This window comes from Moorena sp. SIOASIH (assembly GCF_010671925.1).
Classification (GTDB): Bacteria; Cyanobacteriota; Cyanobacteriia; order Cyanobacteriales; family Coleofasciculaceae; genus Moorena.
Genome location: NZ_JAAHIH010000005.1, coordinates 566447 through 586226 on the forward strand (window position 1 = coordinate 566447; position 19780 = coordinate 586226).

Consider the following 19780-nt stretch of genomic DNA (forward strand, 5'->3'; position numbering starts at 1 on the left):
TGCATCGCTGCAAACTTACCATGATACCGCAAAACCGATCTCAAGCCTGGCAGGTGAGATACCTTTTTATCGATGAATCCATCACTACATTACCCCATGTGTGAATACAGGTATTGGATGGTAATTATAAGTATTCCTAATTATAAATCTCTAAGGATTTTGCCAAAGTTATCTGAGGGAGATAGAATCTGTAAAAATCCTGTTCAACCTAGACCTTAGACCATTTTCATGGAGTGGTTTGAGAGGTAACTCTCTGGTGTAGATACTTGTGGAGATTATATAAGTAAAACTTATCAAATTGGCGATTCAGCCTTTCATTCTTAATCGGTCTTAATCTGCTGAGTGTTTTCCCGTAGTATCAGAGATGGAGTAAAAATAAGCATGCCAAGCTCCTTCAACCAAAGGATAGGCTTTTGCCGTATACTCACAACGTCTCTACTATTGTTTTACGAGAGGATTACTAAAACATGGCAACTTACAAAGTCACCTTGAAAACGCCAGATGGGGATCAAACCATTGACTGTCCTGAAGACGAATACATTCTCGACACTGCCGAGGAGCTAGGTGTAGATCTGCCTTATTCCTGCCGTGCGGGTGCCTGCTCTACCTGTGCTGGCAAACTAGAGAGTGGTACTATTGATCAGTCAGACCAATCTTTCCTGGATGATGACCAAATGGCCGCTGGCTACGTTCTGACCTGTGTGGCTTACCCCACCTCTGATTGCACAATCAGTACTCATAAAGAGGAAGAACTGTACTAAGTACTACTATAAGTACTAATAACAGAGGGGTGAGTAAAAGCTAATCGAAAATGTCGCAGAGTCTACCAAAAACTCTTATTATTTGTTAGACTTAAATTAGGGTAACACCGACAGGGATTATTATGTAACTTACATTAAAGCCGAAAACCAAGGTGAAATAGTTGCGCTTAGATCCTGGTGGAACGAACTTTTTTGACATTTTTATGGCGCTCGCAGGATATTCCTGAGAGCTTTGGGAGATACCCCCTGGATGCTATTGCATCTTGCATTGGCGGGCGAGGGTCTATCTTGGTAGACTTTGGTAGCTAAAAAGTATCGGAAGTAAGAGAGCTTAGAAGTTGGGTGTTTTACTCTTTCAGCTCTTTACTTCCCCATCGCCGCAGATCCGGTGATGAGATAGTCAGGTAATGAGGTGATGGCGAAATCACGCTAAATCCAAGCTAAATCGAGGAAGATATGGAATAACTTTCCTGAAATTATTCCATATCTTCCCTTTCTCCCCTCTTTGACCCTTGATTAGACTAGGGCGTGACTAGTGCGCTGGCATTTTGCCAGAAGATAATAGAATTGTTCAAAGGCTGAATTTGAGTACCAGGATAATAGAAGCTGAGAATTTTTTCTGCGGACCAACCGAGTTTAGCTAAATTTTGGGAACCGTGTTGGCTGAAGCCAACCCCATGTCCAAAGCCCCCACCCACGAAAACGTAGCCTTTGAGGGTTTGGTTGGCTTTGTCATAAATCGGGTCTACGTAGAAGAGGGTGCTGCGGGGAGGACCAAAGGCGCTGCGGGCTTCATTTTTACTCAGCTCCAGGATACCCCGATCCGTTGTTACCGCCATTTTCAGCACTCTTCCTGCTGGTGAACGCTCTACCACTTCCATATGCTCAATGGTAGTGAAGTTGGCAAGGGGGTGTTTGGTTTTTTTGAGATAGCGTTGTAAATGGCTGGTGACTTGTTTTAAGCTATTGTTGTACTTCCAGCGGAATAAGTAACTATTGTCAGTCTCATTAAATCCTTGCTTCAAGTTCATGAACTCACGGAAATTTTGTTCGTCTGCTAAGGATTTTTGTGACAAATTCCAGAGGGAGTATGGGGAGTCTACCACTGCTTTTAAGTAAGGACGTTCTGACCCATTCCAAACATCACTGAAAGGCGCACTGACTCCACCAGTTGCCGCTGAATACAGGGCATCTACTAACTCATTATTGTAGGTCAGGACGAGACCTTTAGTGGCTGCGATCGCACGGTCAGCCACTGGATTGGTTTGATTTATTCCGAAATAAACCTGGCAGTGAGTATCGGCACAGAGTTCGTAACCGTCAACATTAAATCGGCGTCGGTTCCGCAAGGCGTAGGTGCGAGCAATAATGCTCTGAGCAGCTACGGTTGAATAGCGTGCTCCAGCTCCAATTTCATGAGGTACTACACCGCGCAAATAGCTTTCTAGAGGTACCTGATTTACTAAGGTATAGTCACCATAGGCATTGGGCTGGATGCGTAGACTACCAGGATAAAGTCTTGTCCTACGGTTATTTTCTCCTTTGCTAACCCAGATCAGATTTTTTCCAGCAGTAATATCGATTTCCCGTCGATGGTAGCGATAGTTACCAATTACAAAGGAAGCATGGGGCACCTCGGTGACAACATTAGTATCAATATAGGCAGTAGTATCACCTTTGGCTTTGATACTTGCTAGCAGTAGACGTCGCAATAAAGGGGTTTGATAAACACTCCGTTTTGCCCACACCTGCCAGCGGTCAGGCTTGGCAACTTCCACCTCAATCCCCTTTTCCCGCCATTTATTGGCACTATCTTCTGCAGTTTCAAAGGTCCCATGGTTACTCAAGACCACGTACTCTTCGATCTGGGGCTGCTGTAACGGTTTATTGACTATTTCCAGCTTAAGGCTGCTCAGCTGCTTGGTTTTCGGTTGCATATCACCGCCTAAAAATTTGACGGTTAGCTGATCGTCCGGGGCAGCTTTCAGGGTGAGCTTGTCAGTTGGTTCATCTCCAAAGCGCTGCACTACTCCCACTTTTAGTGGGATATCTGAGGCTTTGGCTGCTAACCCTGATAGGATAGGTAGTCCCCAAAACGATAGTGTCATCAACGGTATGAGGAAATGGGGATTGGAAGCTGGGGAATTGAGAGAGATCGGTTTTTTGGTGAACCCCACTATCCAATTGCGAAACCGACCTGTCTTACCCGATGCCGTATTTTGATGCGAATTCAAGTCAAGCGCTTTGATTGTCATTAGCTTAGTTGTTAAAGTACCCAATCCATAATTCCCGTTTCCCGATTCTAGATCCCGAAAAGTACGATCCTCCACAGGTATTGTTACCCTGACCGGGTCTTTTCAGGGTCTTTGCTTTGGGGAAGATTGGAAAGATGGTGAGCGCGGTAGTATAGCGCTACGCCGAAGGCAAAAGGCAAGAGGCAAGAGGCAAGAGGCAACAGTTTACTAATCGTCAAGACTAATCACCAATGACTAAATGACTAATGGCAGCTACCCACTGTGATTACTTCCAGCTAACAACACTTCCCCTTGCCTGATTCGTTGGGCAGCATCTAGTAACACGTCTTCTAGATAGGGTTTGGTAAAATAGCCTCTGGCACCGAGATCAGCAGCTACTTTCCGGTGTCGATCAGCACCACGAGAGGTGAGCATGGCCAGGGGGATTTCACACAAATCTGGGTCTTTTTGAAGGCGAGATAGGAGTTCTAGACCATCCATTCTGGGCATTTCAATGTCACAGAATACGATCTCGCAAGGCAAACCAGACCGGAGTTTATCCCAGGCTTCTTGACCATCACGGGCTTGTTCTACCCGATAACCAGCTTTACTGAAGGTCATAGAAAGGAGTTCACGGACTGTGATTGAATCATCCACAATCAACACCATGGGATCAGATTTGATGAGATTGACCTCGGCTCCGCTGGCGGTTGGAGTTTCCATCCTTTGCCAGATCGCAACACCACCATCTTTACGAATCCGACCCATAGCAAGGTCAATCAGTTCTAGAACGTCAGCAATGGGCATCACTCGACCATCCCCTAAGACGGTCGCCCCGGTAATGCCTACTGGCTTGGGTGCAGGGCCTTCGATTTGCTTAATAACAATTTCTTGCTCCCCTAATACCTGATCAACCTCTACGGCGAGCATGTTACCTGTACTGCGCAGTACCACCACAGAAATCAGGTTGTCTTCCCGTTGGCTGCCATAGACACTAGCCCGGCTGAGTTGGCTATGGTAGGTCAGCAACTCTGAGAGGGGCTTGAATGGGATCTGGGTGTCCCGCCATTGAAGAAAGGCTTGACCTTGGGAATTGGTCTGAATGCAGTCAGGGGAGACATCCTGCATGTCTTCCACCCCATCCATGGGAAAAGCAATTCTGGCGCGATCGCTTACACAGCAGAGGGCTTTACAAATACTCAGGGTCAGGGGTAAGCGAATGGTAAAGGTGGTTCCTTGGCCGAGAGTAGAGTCGATAGTAATGGTTCCCCGAATTTCACTTAAGCAGGTGCGCACCACATCCATGCCTACCCCTCGACCTTTGGTATCAGTGACTTTCTCCGCAGTGGTGAACCCAGGGTGGAAGATAAAATTGAACAACTCCAAGTCGCTGAGGGTTTTTGCCTCAGTTGGGGAAATGAGATTCTTTTCAAGGGCTTTAGCTCTAATTCGATCTGGATCAATGCCCCCCCCATTATCCGAGATGGAAATCACCGTCTGATTTCCCTGGTAGAATGCTCCGAGGGTGATTTTACCCGCCCTAGGCTTCCCCGCAGCCAGCCGTTCCTCTGGTAGCTCAATCCCGTGGGTAATGGCATTGTTGACCAGGTGGGTCATAGGATCATAGAGGTGTTCCAAGATCATTTTATCAATCAAGGTTTCCCGCCCCTCAACCTGTAGCTCGGCTTCCTTGCCTTCCTGCAAGGAAATTTCCCTAACTGCACGGGGCATGCGGTCTGCTGCCTGTGCAAAGGGCACCATACGCGATCGCGTCAGTCCTTCTTGGAGTTGATTGGTTACCTGTCTGAGGGTACGAGTTACTTGGTCGGTTTCATCCACCAAAAACTCAATGTCAGACGCCGACTCCTTAACCCGGACAATCAGCTCAATGATCTCTTGGGATAGCAAATGGAAGCCTGTAAAGCGGTCCATTTCCAGGGGGTGATAGTCTTCTAAGCTCGTGCAATTCTGGTTTCCTTGTTCCCGTTCTTGGATGCTTGTAGTGCGGTAAATCCTACTACTAGACAATAGGGAATTTTCCAGCAGGGTTCGCTCATACAAGTCCCGCATTTTCAAACCCACATCGTTGAGGCTCGATACCTGATGGGATAAATTATCTAAGAATTGCCGCAGCCGTTCTTGATCTTGCTCTAAGGTATTGCGACCAACCACCAGTTCTCCCACTAAATTGCTCAGGGTGTCCAGTTGTTTAACCGGTACCCGCATGGTTTGTTCAAATAGCTTAGACCTCGGACGCCTTGTTTGGCGAGACAACTCCTGATTCATCCCTCCTGGGATAGCAGAGATGCTTTGATTTGCCTGCTCTAGCAAGTGTTCGAGGTCTTTAAAGTCATCCTCTACTGAGTCCGCCTGATGGGTTTTCCGGGTTTCTTGGTCTAGGGAGTGGTTAGGTAATGGGCTACTAGTTTCACTTAATAGGAGTTCTAGTTGATCAAATATTCTTTTCTGCTCTGATACCACCTCAGCAGTGGGTAAGGTCACATCCAGAGGTTTTATACTGTCAAAATCAACGTTTTGGTAATGTGCGGTAGCTTCTGCCAACAGCTGCTCTAATTGCTGCCATTGATCTTGGGTTGTTGGTAATGGTTTTGGTGATGAATCTGGTAATTTTTTCGATTTTATGGGATCGGATTTTCTATTTTTTCCTTTTACACTTGAACTAAGACCAGGTGTAGACGCCTCACCGGGTCGATCTGAAGTCGAGATGGGCTTTGAAGACCCTGTGGTTGATGGGGAATTAATTGCTGGCTGTTCATGGTTTGCAGGGGGGTGATTTGGAATCAGCTCCAAGTCATTGACCAGATTTAAATCTAATTCATTCAGGTCGGTGTGAGTGGGGTTTGGGTGCGGGGTGCTTGGTGGGATAGGCTGCTGTTTGCCCATCCCATAACTATCTAATTTGGTGGGAGGATTACTTTCCGAGCTTGAGCTATTTTCTTCAAAAAAGGTATCATCAAATAAACTGCTTAATTCGTCGGCTGGGTTAGTTTTTTGAGTTAGGTTTCCCTCACTACTTCCAAAAGAAAGTAATTCTTCAAGGTCTTTATCTGTCAGGCTTGGAGTAGGGTTAGGTTTACTATCATTGTGAGTTGACTCCCTTGACTGTAGTAACTCAAAGGCTGCTTCTTCTGGAAATTCCTCATCGAACAAACTGAGTAAATCTTCCTCGGTAGACTCTGCTGCCTCTGGAATGTTCAACCCATCAAGTTCTTTAATCAGGTCAGATAAATCCTTTGGTTCGTCTGTAGTTAGAGAATTGTCTGATTGGCTAGACAACTGCTGGTTATCTGGAGCGATAATTTCTTCTTCTTGCCAGGTTTGATCCAAATCAGGGGTCTGACCTTCAAAGATATCAGCTAAGGTATTAAGTTCTGCCATGCCAACTTTTGGTTCTGCAGCATCATCGGACTCGATTTCGAGGATATCAGTCGTTGGTTGTTCCACTTCCTCTATATCCGGTATATCCTCGAGGAAGTTATCTAGGTTAAATTCGTCTTTGATTACTGCTGGTGGCTGAGCATCTAGGTTGTTAGACATTCGGAAAGCTAAAATTCCACATTACGCGAACATTTTTCACCTTTTGCCTTGGCAAGTTCGCCGGTTCCCTGCGACGAGAAACTGATATAATCCGGTAAAAACCGTATTAAAGTTCCCTTCCTGCTTCTTTCCAGTTACCTGGTTTTTCATAGGGTGTCGGCACTTCCTATTCCACAGGCTTAGACCGAATAGCCTTCGGCAAAACGTTCTAAATTCAGGCTGGCGTTATAGTCACGGTCTTTGACTTCACCGCAAACCTCACAATCAAAAACTCGTTCTTTAAGTGGCATTTCCTGAACATGACCACAACTATAACAAGTTTTAGTGGATGGGTAGAATCTATCTACAAATACCAATGAGCAACCGTACCACTCAGACTTGTATTCGACTTGACGACGAATTTCATAAAGAGCGGAATCGGCTATCGCACCTGCTAACTTATGGTTTTTTAGCAGACCGGAAACATTTAGATCTTCTAACCCAATGACTGCGTGGTTTTTGCAAAGCCAAGAGGTTAATTTGTGAATTGCATCTTTCCGGATGTTAGCAACACGTTGATGGGCTTTAGCTAATTTCAGCTTGGTCTTATTTCTATTGGCAGAACCCATAGTTCTTCTAGATAGTTCTCGTTGAAGTCTAGCCAGCTTTTTCTGAGCTTGTTTGTAAGCTCTAGGATTAGGAAATACAGTCCCATCTGAACAGGTGGCTAGAACTTTAACCCCGACATCAACACCTAGATATTCTCTACATTTAACAGTGGGTTCAGGTTCCAACTCGTAGGCCAAATAAATATACCAATAATCGGCTACTCGACTGATTGTAACCCGCTTCGTCTGGATTCCAGGTAAAGGTTCATAAGTGCTAACCCACCCAATAAAAGGGAGTTTCAACCGAGTTCCTGAAAACTCCATGACCTTCCCACAATTATCTATGGTGAAGCTATCATTTCTACCTTTCTTCTTGAACTTAGGGTGTTGAGCTCTCCCTTGAAAGAATCGGTTAAACGCTTCTCCTAAGTGCATGAATACGAATTGATAAACCCTATAACTTAAGGTATCCTGCCAAGGATATTGAGGTTTAACATGATTGGCATAGAACTTTTTCAGCTTGTTAGCAGAAGGCTTTAGCCCGGCTTTATAGGATTCGTTCCACATATTTAAAGCCCAATTCCAAAGCCACCTAGAATACCCAGCGTGTTGAGCCATCAAGGTTTTTTGTCTATTATTAAGTTTTAACTTGGTCTTGAAGGCTCGTTGCATAAGTCTGGGTCATTCTTAATTTTGGTTTGATACTAAGCGAGCAGCTCGGCGCTGTCAGTCATGGAGTTTTAATGGCTTTGATTATCCCTGCCGTTTCCCATCAAGCTCACGTTCTGACATTGACCCCGACTCACTCAGCAGCAACTCTGAGTTTGATGTACTTAGTCACCGAGCTACCTTTGACGACATAATGATCGTATCGTTTTGTACCGCAAATCGTCAACTAAGTTATTCCTCTATGATAGTTCTAAAATTTCATCTCACTAACTAGCCAAGACATAGATTAACACTTCCGGATCTATACAGACGAGGTTTTCTTGCCTCGCTAGCTAAATTTTTTATAACGTTTTTCCTATCTCAGTTCAATTGTGAGTTCAACGACTCAGAGCATTTAAGAATTTCTGGATACCTGAGAATAACGACTGTTTTTTTTGGGCAGATGGTATATTTTGAGAATCTTCTGGGCTAGTTGTGTTAACTAGACTTGCCTTAAGTATAATTTGCTCAATAGCCTCTGCTGTCGGTTTGCTGGGTTCTTCAGTCACCAACTGATACTCATCATCAATTTCTAGCCATACTTGCCACACAGAAGGGTAACAACGCCATAGAGCCCCTCCTGGAAAGGGTCGCAGATAATAACAAGACTCCAGAGTTTTCAGGAAGCGATCGCGCAACTGACGTGCGGCATAGCCAATCCCTACAATCGAGACATCTTCGAGCTGAGGATTTAGGATCACACAGGGGCGATCCCCCGCCAAATTGCAAATCTTTTCCACTTGGGCTACTTCCACGGCAGACGGACCCACTAGCAAGAAAACCTGGTCATCCTCATCAATTCTAGTTTCTGCTGGGGAGCGACTGGTGCCAACATCAGTAATTTTAAACGGTACCTCTCCCCAGTCACGACGGGCAAGGGCTGAAGCACCTGTATCAGGAAAGAAGATTTTCAGTCCGGAGCCATACTGCTCAAATATCGGAATAAATGCTTGGGCGATTGACTGGGCTTGCAGGGCAATTTCTGGAAAGACCAACTCCACTTGCAGCCTGGTTTGACCCTCATCTAGGGCGGCTTTGGTCGCTTCTTTAGCTTGAGCGATCGCGTCTTCTAAGGTTAAAGGAAGTTCACTCATGAGTCTGTTTTTATGTGTCTTTATGAAAGACTTTAATACTAATGGCTTCAAATATAAATGTCTCGCCACATTAATCCCACCCAATCAACCCTACCCATCGGAGCAATTGAGCCTTTTTTGAGCAACGTTAGACCTTAGATAATGCTGGTTGTGGCATCAGTCGTTCCAAAATTTGCTTGAGTACCATCACCGTCCAATCTACATCAGCTTCTGTGGTATCTCGCCCCAGTGTCAACCGAATTCCAGCCAAAGCAGCTGGCTCATTGTAACCCATTGCTAACAATATCGGACTCGGACTCAGTTTACCACTGTGGCAAGCGGAACCTGCACTAATCCCAATACCAGCCTGATTAAACTGGCGCACTATAGTTTTGCCAGTCACCCCTTCAGTAGGGGAAGTCACACAGAAACTAACGTGATGGGGTAAGCGATAGTCTCTAGAACCAGTGGGAATGAGATTGGGAGTATCAGCCAGTTGGTCAAACATGCGATCGCGTAATCGAATTAACCGAGGTGTATCTGTTAGCATTTGCGCTGCTGCTAGTTCTGCTGCCATGCCAAACCCAGCAATTACTGGCACCGCCTGGGTTCCAGACCTCAATCGTGATTCTTGTCCACCACCGGAGATCAGGGGAACTAACTCCACACCAGGGCGGATATAGAGTGCCCCTGATCCCATTGGACCATAAATTTTGTGACTGGAAATCGACAGCAAATCCACCGGTAGTCGTTGAACGTCGATAGGTAGCCGTCCGGCTACTTGAACTGCATCGGTATGAAACAGCACACCCTGTTCACGAGCAATTTGTCCAAGTTCATCGATAGGTTGGAGTGTACCTACTTCACTTTGACCGTAGATGACGGAGACTAAAACTGTATTTGCCTGTAGGGCAGCTTTTAAATCATTGGGATTGACCCGTCCCACAGAATCCACTGGTAGCCTGGTCACTTGCCAACCCCACTGCTCCAACCAGGCCACTGGTTGAGCGATCGCAGAATGCTCTACACTAGAAATAATGATATGTTGGGGTTTTTTATAACCTTGGGCAACCCCCATCACTGCCAAATTATCCGCCTCAGTACCGCCAGAGGTAAATGTAATCGATTCTGCTGGTGCATTGATTAACCTAGCCACCTGCATTCTTGCTCTTTCCAGTACAATAGCCGCTCGCTGACCCCACTGGTGTAAGCTAGAGGGATTACCCCACTGCTCGGTAAGGATATCTTGCATAGTTGTAATGACTTCTGGCCTTGGTGGTGTGTTGGCGCTATAGTCCAGATAAATTTGCATCGGTTTTCAGGGAACCAGCTATCTCTACCTTCAGCATATAACCTTTCCTGGTCTCTCTCCAACTGATGACTAATAACTAATGAATAATAACTAATGAATAATAACTAATGAATAATAACTAACCACCTGGTTTACCAACGTTATAATCCTCGTGGGACAAAACCGCGTGAGGAACCAATAAGCTACCCTGGTCGTGACAAATCATTCGGTAGTTGCGCGTTACAGGAATACTGATGATCCAGCGGTTGTGGCGCAGCCGCTTGCCACCAAATTCTCTGTAATCCTGGTGATTCTCCAAACCAGCTATGATCCCACGAGCTTTGACCACCACATGGGTAGGAAGGTTTTTTAAGTCAATGGGATCATCTTCAAAACTAGACTCCCACTGCCGTTTTTGCTGTTTTTTCTCTTCCCGTGCTCGGTTTTTTTGATCACATCGGTGGCATGTTTTACCATACCCCTTGTGGCCACACGGAAATGTTTTCTTTCGTCTTGGCATAAGACACTAGTTCGGGTTAAAGTCCCTAACCCGCTAATTAGGCTTCGGTGTAAGCCATTCCATAAAAAAAGGCAATTAGGGGGGGTAGTTGAACAAGATGGCAACTGATATCCCCTGGTATTTTATGTTAATTCAACAACTGCATCTATTTGAAGATTGTGCTGTTAGCATGGGGAAATCAGCTATGCAATCGGGTTTTTTGATGCCTTGAGTTCCCAACCAGCGTGCATTTACTGGAATTTGTATGATCTTTTGCTGATACTATTGATTTTGTGTGGCTGTCAACAAGCTCAGCCACAGGTGTCTCTTGAGCCCCCTCTGCCCCAAGACCCTTGGGTTCAGGCTTACTTTAATCATAGTAGGTCAGCCCAATACACAGATCCTTACCGGGGAGTAACTCGGGAGGGAGATAACTTGGAGCAAGTGATTGTGGATGCGATCGCATCAGCAAAGTCAACAGTAGATGTGGCGGTTCAGGAGTTGCGTATGCCCAGAATTGCCCAAGCTTTAGTAGAACGTAAACAAGCTGGTGTCAAGGTCAGAGTCATTTTAGACAATAACTACAGCCTTCCGGTCAGTAAACTTACTGCTGAGTCAGTGGCAAAACTCCGCCAAAGAGAACGCTCACGCTACAATGAGTCCCTAATATTGATCGACCGTGACGGAGATGGTCAGCTGAGTGCAACGGAAATTTCACAAGGAGACGCTTTAATCATCTTAGGAAATGGTGGTGTACCTATGATTGATGACACAGCGGATGGTTCTCGAGGCAGTGGCTTAATGCATCATAAGTTTATAGTTATTGATAAGAAAGTTTCTATTATTACCTCAGCCAACTTCACTCTTAGTGATCTACATGGTGACTTTCAGTTTCGAGACAGTCGTGGCAATCCCAACAATCTACTCAAGATTGACAGTGTAGAGTTAGCTAACCAATTCACCCAGGAATTTAACCTGATGTGGGGAGATGGTGCTGGCGGTAAACCAGACAGTAAGTTTGGTCTCAAGAAGCCATCGCGACCAGTAGAGCAGGTGAGACTGGGGGATACAACTGGGGGGGATACAACTGTGGGGGATACGACTGTGGGGGATACGACTGTGGGGGATACAACTATCGCTATACAATTCTCCCCAACCTCCACTACCAAACCTTGGGATCAGAGTAGCAATGGTCTGATCGCTCAAATCCTTCCTCAGGCTAGGGAAAGCATTCACATCGCTTTGTTTGTCTTTTCCGAGCAACGGCTAACCAATGTTTTAGAAAAATCCCATCAACAGGGTGTTACTCTCAAAGTGCTAATTGAGCCAAGTTTTGCCTTTCGGTATTACAGTGAGGGTTTGGACATGATGGGAGTAGCTGTTGCTCACAAGTGTAAATATGAGACTGGTAACCGTCCTTGGCGTCAACCGATTGCTACGGTCGGTGTGCCTCAGTTGCCAGAAGGAGATGTCTTACATCACAAATTTGCCATTCTGGATGGAAAGACAGTGATTACAGGCTCTCACAACTGGTCAAAAGCAGCAAATACCAGGAACGATGAGACGGTGTTAGTTATTCATAGCCCTATGGTTGCTGCCCATTTTGAGCGAGAGTTTCAACGCCTCTATGGCAAAGCAGTGAAGGGAGTACCAGTTAGAGTTCAGCAAAAGATTAAAGCACAGCAACAAAAATGTGTGCTTCTTGATCCACATTCTTGAGCTTTAGGGCGACAGCCCCGCGCCCTACGCGGACATTGTGGGCGTCTCAAAGTTACCGTAAGGATAGTGGAGCCTTTATGGTTGGTCGGTTATGCATAAAAGAGGTGCGACCCGTGGCGAATTTAATTCGCCTACGGAAAGCGCACCTTTGGTTAAAACTTTATGATTAAGGCTCCACTAACAATCAGGTTTCGTCTCTAGGAAGGATAGCCCGGTGACGAGCGTGAAACGGAGTCACCAACTAGGACTCCTTAGGTACAGGGAGACGAGCTATGAAACTCCTGACCAATTCGGAGGGAGTCATTCCCCTTCTGTCGGCTTCCTGTTTCAATTGTCGTTTTTCAAAGTCGGTTACTCTGACTATCAACTTTTTATCTTTCATATTTTTTTTTCTATTATGGGTTGTCATATGGATACCCACATGTTAGCCTAATGATAGGTCGATAAACAGGAAGACAAAAAAATGAGATCAGCATACCAGTACCGGTTAAGGTTGACGAAATCGCAGGTTACTAAGATAGAAAAGTGGTTGGACATGCTGCGCCATCAATACAACTATCTATTGGCGGATAGATTCAATTGGTATGAACAAAATCGCTGTTCTGTTAATTCCTGTCTTCTGGTTTGTCACTTACCTGAACTAAGAAATAATCCTGACTATTTTTCTCAAAAGAGGACTCTGCCTCAATTAAAGAAAGATAGACCTTGGTACAAGGAAATTCATGCCCATGTTTTGCAAGATTGCGTCAAAAGAGTAGACCTGGCGATAGCGCAATTTTTGAAGGGTGACAACAATGGCAAGAAGAGCGGAAGACCAAGGTTTAAAAGCAAAAACAGGTATAAATCCTTCACTTTTCCGTCTCTATCAAAAACTCCCATAAATGGCAATATCTTGACGCTCCCTAAATTTGGGCAAGTTAAGATGATCTATCACCGACCTATACCTGATGGGTTCAAGATTAAAACAGCTACCATAACTCGGAAGGCCGATGGTTATTACGTTACATTGTCAATCCAGGACGATTCTGTTCCGGATGTTATACCAGTAGACAAAGTTACTAATCCCATCGGTATAGATATGGGTGTCAAGTCTTTCTTGGTAAAGTCTGATCGTACAGAGGTACCCATTCCCCAGTACTATCGGAAAGCTCAAAAGCAGCTCAAGAAAATCCAGAAAGCTGTCAGTAGGTCTAAGAAAGGTAGTAACAACAGAAAAAAGGCTGTTATTAAACTTGGTAAAGCCCATAAAAAGGTTGCCGATACTAGGAAAGATTTTCATTTCAAAGCGGCCAAAGAGTTGCTAGACAACCACGACCTAGTCGCTCACGAGAAGCTTAATATAAAAGGTTTAGCCAAAACTAAAATGGCAAAATCAGTTTTGGATGCTGGTTGGGGTCAATTTCTGTCGATCTTATCAGTCAAAGCCGTTCGCGTAGCGTGGCCTACGGCCTTGAATGCTGGACTGATCACGAAGGCAGTAAATCCTCGTAACACTAGCCAAAACTGTTCTAATTGCGGGAAAAAGGTTCCAAAGAAGTTAAAAGACCGCATTCATTGTTGTCCTCATTGTGGTTATGTGACTGACAGGGATGTGAACGCGGCAATTAATATATTAAATTTGGCGGTGGGGCATCCCGTCAGCAATAAAGCTTACCGAGTAACCGAACTGTTAGGTGGTTTTGGTAAGAAGCCCGCGCTGTCCCGTTAGGGCAGCGTCGGGAGTATGTCACTAGAGCATACTATTGAATAGTTGGCATGACGGGTTATACCCCTCAATTTAATTTGAAAATGGTCTGTTGGGTTTTGTCGTTCGTAATTAGTCATTGGTAAAACTTCCACCAATCTGTCATGGCCTGTTCAAAAATCGGTGTTGTCCGAACATTAAACCAGCTTTTTTCCTTAACACAGGTTTGCGCTGAGGTTATCTTAGGTTTTGGGGCTTGGGAATACCAAGTAGGTAAACCTGCTCGACCTGCTAACCTTAATCGATATCTAGGGTTTCCTGGGTGTCAGAAATTCTCAAAGCTGTCACGAGCAGCAAAACTAAGTTATTTAATTGCTTGACGACTTATATGGCAAATGCCACCTGGACTCGCCGCCATATTCTTGCCTTGGCTGATTTTACGCCAGATGAATACAATACAGTGTTACAAACTGCCGCTAGCTTTCGGGAGGTATTGTCCCGACGCACCAAAAAGGTACCTGCACTACAGGGTCACGTGGTTGCGAATTTGTTTTTTGAACCATCAACCCGTACTCGTAGCAGTTTTGAACTAGCGGCTAAACGTCTTTCTGCTGATATCCTAAACTTTGCACCAGGAACATCTTCCTTAAGCAAGGGCGAAACGATTCTTGATACAGCGAAGACTTACCTGGCAATGGGAACTAATATGATGGTGATTCGCCATCGGCAGGCGGGAGTTCCTCAAATTATTGCTACTGAGATGAATCGACTCGGTGTCCAGGTAAGTGTACTTAACGCTGGTGATGGTCAACATGAACATCCTTCTCAAGGATTGCTGGATTTGTTTACAATTTGTTCTTGCTTAGACTGGGATAATCCCCACATAGAACTGCTTGCTGGAAAAAAGATTACCATTGTTGGAGATATTTTGCACTCACGAGTTGCCCGTTCCAATATCTGGAGTCTGCTTGCGACAGGGGCAGAGGTTCATCTCGCTGGACCACCTACCCTACTTCCGCAATTATTTGCTGAATACAGTAGTACTCGTCTCCAACAACCTAGGGAAAAGCAACAGCAACAGTTATGGGCTAAGTCTAGCCTTGCTCACCAGCGGCAGTACACTGAAACCCCTCTGATTTTAGACGCAACGGTACCGATCACAAGTCAAGGCACCCATGCCCTGACGACTACGCAACAGTTACCAATTACTCATCCTAAGCTATATGTTCACTGGGACATTGAACCAGCACTAAAAGATGCTGACTTTGTCATGACCTTACGGCTCCAAAAAGAACGTATGATGACTCATTTGTTGCCTAGTTTGAGAGAATATCATCAGCGTTATGGAATTACCCGGGAGCGCCTCCAACTTTGCCAACCCAACGTTCACATTCTCCATCCTGGTCCAGTTAACCGAGGGGTTGAAATTAGTTCTGAGCTGATGGATGATCCCCAGATTAGCTTGATTCCTCAACAGGTGACTAGTGGAGTTGCGGTTAGGATGGCGCTACTTTACTTAATCGGTAGTGGTAAGTTCTGACAGCTCATCCTTAAGAGCAAGGAGACTCTCGTTATACCCGCTTTCTTTAGCGAGAGAGGAATTGCGTCTTTGACGATAAATGTGTTAGAATAAGTATGGTCAATGACCCACCCGAGACGATGGAAACAGATGCGCCTATACGAGCGAAGTCCGGTAATCTGGCGGCGCAGCCAAATCGGTAGACCGGGAAAAGAGGATGGGGCAATGGAAGTCCAACCCTTGAATCACAAGTGTATCAAGACTTTTCTTGAAACTCGACACATGAGAACCGCAGGGCTTGCGGGGATAGTCTGGGTCGCGAGCGTAAGACCAGAAAACCCCTTGAGGGTGGAGGCTGTTGCTATGAAGCACCAAACCAAATCGTGAGGTTTAGGAATCCCCCACTATAATCTTTTATTTAGCGGCGGGAGGATGTCAAACGCTGAGTACATCAATTGCCCCAAGGTAAACTCTGACCATCACCCCATTTAACTGACGCCTGTACCAAACCCAAAATAAATTCTAGCAATCCTCTCCACTGCTGTTGACTAGCAGTGACTCCTTGCTTGTGGATGTGTAGAATCAAATCTCGATCAGGATGGTTAACAATTTCCTGAGCATAGCGGTTGATCACATCACCATCTAGTTGAATCACTGTTTGGGCGCAAATTAAATCATTGATTGACTTGACATTTGCCGGTTGCTGTGAATTAGTTTTTAGCAATGCCTGATTTCGACTATCTAGTGCTGCTTTGAGTTCACTGAGCTTACGCAAACAACGCAAGAAACGATGGTTCTTAAGAATCTGTTGCGCTTGAAGCATTTCTTCTGAACTGCTGGTTTTAGTAGGGTTTGGTAGTCGGCTGTTAATTTGGTGCAGTTCTACTGTGGGATCGGTGAGGATTTCTTGGCCTCCTCTAGCCTGCTCTAGAACAGTGGGATCATACCAGGGTGAATTGGGATCACTCAGAAGCACGGTGTACTCTAGTTCTAAGGTTTTACGTAACTCAAGGTAGCGATCGCGTAAAGACTGATGAATTCCCTGTTGCTCTAGATAGTCTGCTGATATCGGGTAAATATCCCGGTAGGTTTCCCAGGGGATAAATTTATCTCCCTTAATTTCCTCCACTACCATGGTGTTAACTTCTAAGGCTGTGATGTCAATCAAGACATCCCCCAAAGAGCTATAAAATTCATCTAGGGTTTGACCTAATCTAGAAGTAACATCAGGTGCGACCCGTGGCGAATTTAATTCGCCAAGGTCAAGCGCACCTCGTTTTAAAGGTGATATTGCATCAGTAGTTGCTGGTTGCTTAAGGTTTCTGGTCTTGGTCACGGCCATGGTAATGATATATGAACTACCCTAAATATAGGTGGAGGAATGCTCGATTTCGACTCCTCTATGGAATCAAAATCGACCTAGGGCAATCTGTGTATGCCACGGGCGAAGTCTCAGGCAAAGCTTACTGCTTATCCTTTAGCACCAGAAAAAGCTAATTACGCCCAGATTAATCCTCTTTTTTACGTGGTTTCTTAATAAATAGTGACTCTTCCAGGCTAGACCAATTATCATCATCAAGTTTTATGGGCTCAGATTCAGTCGGTTGTGCCACAGGAAAGTCAAACAAATCTTCCATGAGCTCCTCAGATGCCTGCTGTGATTGATCGGTGAGCTCAGAGATTTCTAGAAACGGATCTAACTCTTGAGATTGATCCTGATTAAAGTTATGGTCATCAGTTAGCTCATTGGTCAGTTCCGAAGTATCTGGATCTTCCGAAGGTGCCGATAGCTCCAAGCTATTTCCTAGAGATGGATAAGATTCCAGTTCATCAGTTGGGAAATCATCCCAGTCTTCATCAAGTTCTAAATCTGTTGCTGATCCATTGAGATTGCTTGGTGCAGTGAACGGATTAGCGTTTTTCGTTAATTTATCCCACTCATTATCCTCAGAGACATCCAATGAATCTATCTCAGGAGTTGTCAATTCTAATGATGACTCCTCCGGTTGTTCCAACATCCAATCATCCCAATCCTCATTTTCTTCTAGCTCCAATGATTCTAGGCTGAGGAGGTTATGGTTGGCATCAATCTTTTGTGTATCTTCTTCAAACAAATCACCCCATTCCTCTTCTAATTCCTGGTTTGAAGCTTCAGTTGTGGGTTCTGGTGATGATGGCGTTGACTCCAAATCTTCTAATGTCAGGAGTTCCCAATTTTGATTATCGACTGTATCGGATGGCTTGAAGTCAGATTCCGATTGTTCTTCAACGAATTCCTGCCATTGTTGATCAATTTCTGCATCTGAAACCTCTTGGTCAGTTAGCTGCTCATCAGGTGACTCCAGTAATTCCCACATCGAGTCATCCCAATCGTCCTGTTCAGTTTCCGGTTCTAACGCCTGGGTGCTATCTGTCGATGGCATCAGTGAGGATTCCAGTTCTGCGGAGGGGATTTCTAGCACTTCAGGCTCAGTTTCTAGGAAAATGTCGGCACTAGCCTGGGTTTCTTCTGGAACTGGGGGTGGAGGTACAAAAACTGACTCCAGTTCTGGGGCCGTATCCGGTAGCAAGTCAGGAATAATCTCTGTTTCTTCGTCAATGGGGGGTGGAGTTACCAAGACTGACTCCAGTTCTGGGGCCGTATCTGGTAGGAAGTCAGGACTAATCTCTGTTTCCTCTTCAATAGGGGGTGGAGGTACCAAGACTGACTCAGTTTCTGACCACCTATCCTGTAGGAAGTTTGCTATTGCTTCTTCCTCCTCCAATTCAGTAGTTTCTGGCAATTCAGTAGTCTCTGGAAACAAACCAGCGTCAGAAACTACTTCATCGACTACTTCATCGACCAATCCAGGTTTTATGATTGGCTCAGTTACGGTGTAGGGATTAATCAATGAATCATCAAGGTTCCCTGGGGTATGAGCTGTTACTGACTCAAGGTCAGCAGAGATGGTTGGGGGTGTCTCTGGTGCTGCCTGAGTCGGTTCTACTTCGGCTGGGGGAGGTTCTGCTACTAATTCCGAGGCAGAGGCAACTGCTGCTGCTGCCAATCCAGTCCCCAAAACCGCTGTAGTAACTGTATCGAGACGATGCTCTGTCTGTGACTCTACTGACTTTACTGACTCTACTGACTCTACTGACTCTACTGACTCTACTGACTCTACTGACTCTATGGCTACTCTGGTTTCAGTCACCGGTTCTGTGCTTGGCAATAAATGGGTTTCAACCCTAGGGGATTCAGGCTCTATAACCCCAGTAGTGCTAGTTTGGTAACCTAGAGTGAGTAGAACTTCAAAGAGCTTATGGAGACTCTTGAGGTTGCTCTGAATAATTTGATTGCCTTGAGCAACCTGATCATTGTGAAATTGCCGCAGTTCTCTATAGCGACCATTGCCGATAAACTGGTCCCCTACTTCATTGTCGATGGCACCTTTAATGGTATCAATGCGGGTACACATACGATGACCAGGTTTTGCTTGGGCTGCATCTAAATCAGCATTGGTGTCGGCTACCCAAGTGGTAATTTTCAAATCAACTGCTTCGCTCAGGGCTAGGACAAGAGCCTCTTTAATATTGCCTTTCTTAAGGTATTGTCTGAAGTCATCGCTAGGAGCCATAATAGTATACTCGCGCTTATTAGGGTAGTTTAGATTGACTAATAATAAATAGTTTTTGATAATCCCACGTCCACCCTTGGGTTGTAGTGGTAGGATTCTTTAAAGGATATAGCTTTTGTTGAAAGTTTCTTGCTGACTGTGAACACGCAACCGTCAACCATCAACAAACACTCGGTTACTTCAATTATTGCGGTGCGACCCCGCGCTTTTTCAAAGCTAAGCGTGAACGCGCACCAAGAGATAGGTTAAATATATATCAGACCACAACGAGTTGAGCAACTTAGCAGCGCCCATTACTGCTGAACCCACATTCCGCACTTCTGCTTGTAGCACAACAGGTTACAGCTGGTTGACTGACAAAAAGTGAAGTCAAAAGTTTAATAATCCTTATATGGGGAGGAGTTGCAGGACTTAAAATTAGTGAGTGGGAGCTGGCAATTCTATGAATGGAAACCAATCACATCCTCGCTGTTCAATGAAGAGTATTGCTTAGTGCGATTGGCGGTGGTACATCACCCGAGGAGCCTTACCGG

General features: G+C 45.2%; 14 protein-coding genes. 4 read left to right on the forward strand and 10 right to left on the reverse strand.

The genetic code is table 11. From position 1 onward, the window contains the following. The first annotated feature begins 467 nt into the window (after positions 1-467). Positions 468-761: a ferredoxin gene (locus F6J90_RS29520; protein WP_293101938.1), complete on the forward strand. Its 294-nt coding sequence runs from the start codon at positions 468-470 to the stop codon at positions 759-761. Positions 762-1282: 521 nt separating this feature from the next. Here the strand turns inward: F6J90_RS29520 and F6J90_RS29525 are convergent. The 7 genes from F6J90_RS29525 to F6J90_RS29555 all read right to left on the reverse strand — a co-directional run bounded on the left by F6J90_RS29525 (position 1283) and on the right by F6J90_RS29555 (position 10732). Beyond that, positions 1283-3016 carry a SpoIID/LytB domain-containing protein gene (locus F6J90_RS29525; protein ID WP_293101941.1) on the reverse strand — a complete coding sequence of 578 codons (1734 nt, stop codon included), beginning with the start codon at positions 3014-3016 and terminating at the stop codon, positions 1283-1285. An 83-nt stretch (positions 3017-3099) separates the two neighbouring features. After that, positions 3100-3234: a hypothetical protein gene (locus tag F6J90_RS29530; RefSeq protein WP_293101944.1), complete on the reverse strand. Its 135-nt coding sequence runs from the start codon at positions 3232-3234 to the stop codon at positions 3100-3102. A gap of 34 nt (positions 3235-3268) precedes the next feature. Then, positions 3269-6553, reverse strand: coding sequence for a hybrid sensor histidine kinase/response regulator (locus F6J90_RS29535; protein ID WP_293101947.1), 3285 nt, complete (start codon positions 6551-6553; stop codon positions 3269-3271). Between the two features lie 179 nt (positions 6554-6732). After that, positions 6733-7812, reverse strand: coding sequence for an RNA-guided endonuclease TnpB family protein (locus tag F6J90_RS29540; protein WP_293101950.1), 1080 nt, complete (start codon positions 7810-7812; stop codon positions 6733-6735). A 374-nt stretch (positions 7813-8186) separates the two neighbouring features. Further along, entirely contained in the window at positions 8187-8942 is a 756-nt protein-coding gene (locus F6J90_RS29545) for a DUF1995 family protein (protein WP_293101953.1), read from the reverse strand. Between the two features lie 127 nt (positions 8943-9069). Continuing rightward, a complete protein-coding gene (locus F6J90_RS29550) occupies positions 9070-10233 on the reverse strand; it encodes a cysteine desulfurase family protein (protein ID WP_293101956.1) in 1164 nt (387 codons plus the stop codon). A 118-nt stretch (positions 10234-10351) separates the two neighbouring features. Continuing rightward, positions 10352-10732: a hypothetical protein gene (locus F6J90_RS29555; RefSeq protein ID WP_008178278.1), complete on the reverse strand. Its 381-nt coding sequence runs from the start codon at positions 10730-10732 to the stop codon at positions 10352-10354. 300 nt (positions 10733-11032) lie between these two features. On the opposite strand from F6J90_RS29555, the gene F6J90_RS29560 reads away from it, so the two are divergent. Beyond that, entirely contained in the window at positions 11033-12430 is a 1398-nt protein-coding gene (locus F6J90_RS29560; RefSeq protein ID WP_366513909.1) for a phospholipase D-like domain-containing protein, read from the forward strand. Positions 12431-12671: 241 nt separating this feature from the next. Here the strand turns inward: F6J90_RS29560 and F6J90_RS29565 are convergent, their stop codons facing one another. After that, positions 12672-12812, reverse strand: a complete 141-nt coding sequence (locus F6J90_RS29565; protein ID WP_293097330.1) for a CopG family transcriptional regulator — start codon at positions 12810-12812, stop codon at positions 12672-12674. 81 nt (positions 12813-12893) lie between these two features. Between F6J90_RS29565 and F6J90_RS29570 the strand changes: the two genes are divergently transcribed. Next, positions 12894-14138 (forward strand): transposase, encoded by a 1245-nt coding sequence (locus tag F6J90_RS29570; protein ID WP_293101960.1) that lies wholly within the window; start codon positions 12894-12896, stop codon positions 14136-14138. Between the two features lie 364 nt (positions 14139-14502). Beyond that, on the forward strand, positions 14503-15654 hold the full coding sequence (locus tag F6J90_RS29575) for an aspartate carbamoyltransferase catalytic subunit (protein ID WP_293101963.1): 1152 nt from the start codon (positions 14503-14505) through the stop codon (positions 15652-15654). A gap of 430 nt (positions 15655-16084) precedes the next feature. On the opposite strand, the gene F6J90_RS29580 is transcribed toward F6J90_RS29575, so the two are convergent. Both F6J90_RS29580 and F6J90_RS29585 read right to left on the reverse strand, forming a co-directional pair. Continuing rightward, a complete protein-coding gene (locus tag F6J90_RS29580) occupies positions 16085-16975 on the reverse strand; it encodes a hypothetical protein (RefSeq protein WP_293101966.1) in 891 nt (296 codons plus the stop codon). A 166-nt stretch (positions 16976-17141) separates the two neighbouring features. Further along, entirely contained in the window at positions 17142-19247 is a 2106-nt protein-coding gene (locus F6J90_RS29585) for a hypothetical protein (RefSeq protein WP_293101969.1), read from the reverse strand. Between the last annotated feature and the right edge of the window lie 533 nt (positions 19248-19780).

Coding starts and splice junctions, on each gene's coding strand:
- F6J90_RS29520 (WP_293101938.1), top strand. CDS start 468: ATGGCAACTTACAAAGTCACCTTGAAAACGCCAGATGGGGATCAAACC.
- F6J90_RS29525 (WP_293101941.1), bottom strand. CDS start 3,016: ATGACAATCAAAGCGCTTGACTTGAATTCGCATCAAAATACGGCATCG.
- F6J90_RS29535 (WP_293101947.1), bottom strand. CDS start 6,553: ATGTCTAACAACCTAGATGCTCAGCCACCAGCAGTAATCAAAGACGAA.
- F6J90_RS29540 (WP_293101950.1), bottom strand. CDS start 7,812: ATGCAACGAGCCTTCAAGACCAAGTTAAAACTTAATAATAGACAAAAA.
- F6J90_RS29545 (WP_293101953.1), bottom strand. CDS start 8,942: ATGAGTGAACTTCCTTTAACCTTAGAAGACGCGATCGCTCAAGCTAAA.
- F6J90_RS29550 (WP_293101956.1), bottom strand. CDS start 10,233: ATGCAAATTTATCTGGACTATAGCGCCAACACACCACCAAGGCCAGAA.
- F6J90_RS29555 (WP_008178278.1), bottom strand. CDS start 10,732: ATGCCAAGACGAAAGAAAACATTTCCGTGTGGCCACAAGGGGTATGGT.
- F6J90_RS29565 (WP_293097330.1), bottom strand. CDS start 12,812: ATGAAAGATAAAAAGTTGATAGTCAGAGTAACCGACTTTGAAAAACGA.
- F6J90_RS29570 (WP_293101960.1), top strand. CDS start 12,894: ATGAGATCAGCATACCAGTACCGGTTAAGGTTGACGAAATCGCAGGTT.
- F6J90_RS29575 (WP_293101963.1), top strand. CDS start 14,503: ATGGCAAATGCCACCTGGACTCGCCGCCATATTCTTGCCTTGGCTGAT.
- F6J90_RS29580 (WP_293101966.1), bottom strand. CDS start 16,975: ATGGCCGTGACCAAGACCAGAAACCTTAAGCAACCAGCAACTACTGAT.
- F6J90_RS29585 (WP_293101969.1), bottom strand. CDS start 19,247: ATGGCTCCTAGCGATGACTTCAGACAATACCTTAAGAAAGGCAATATT.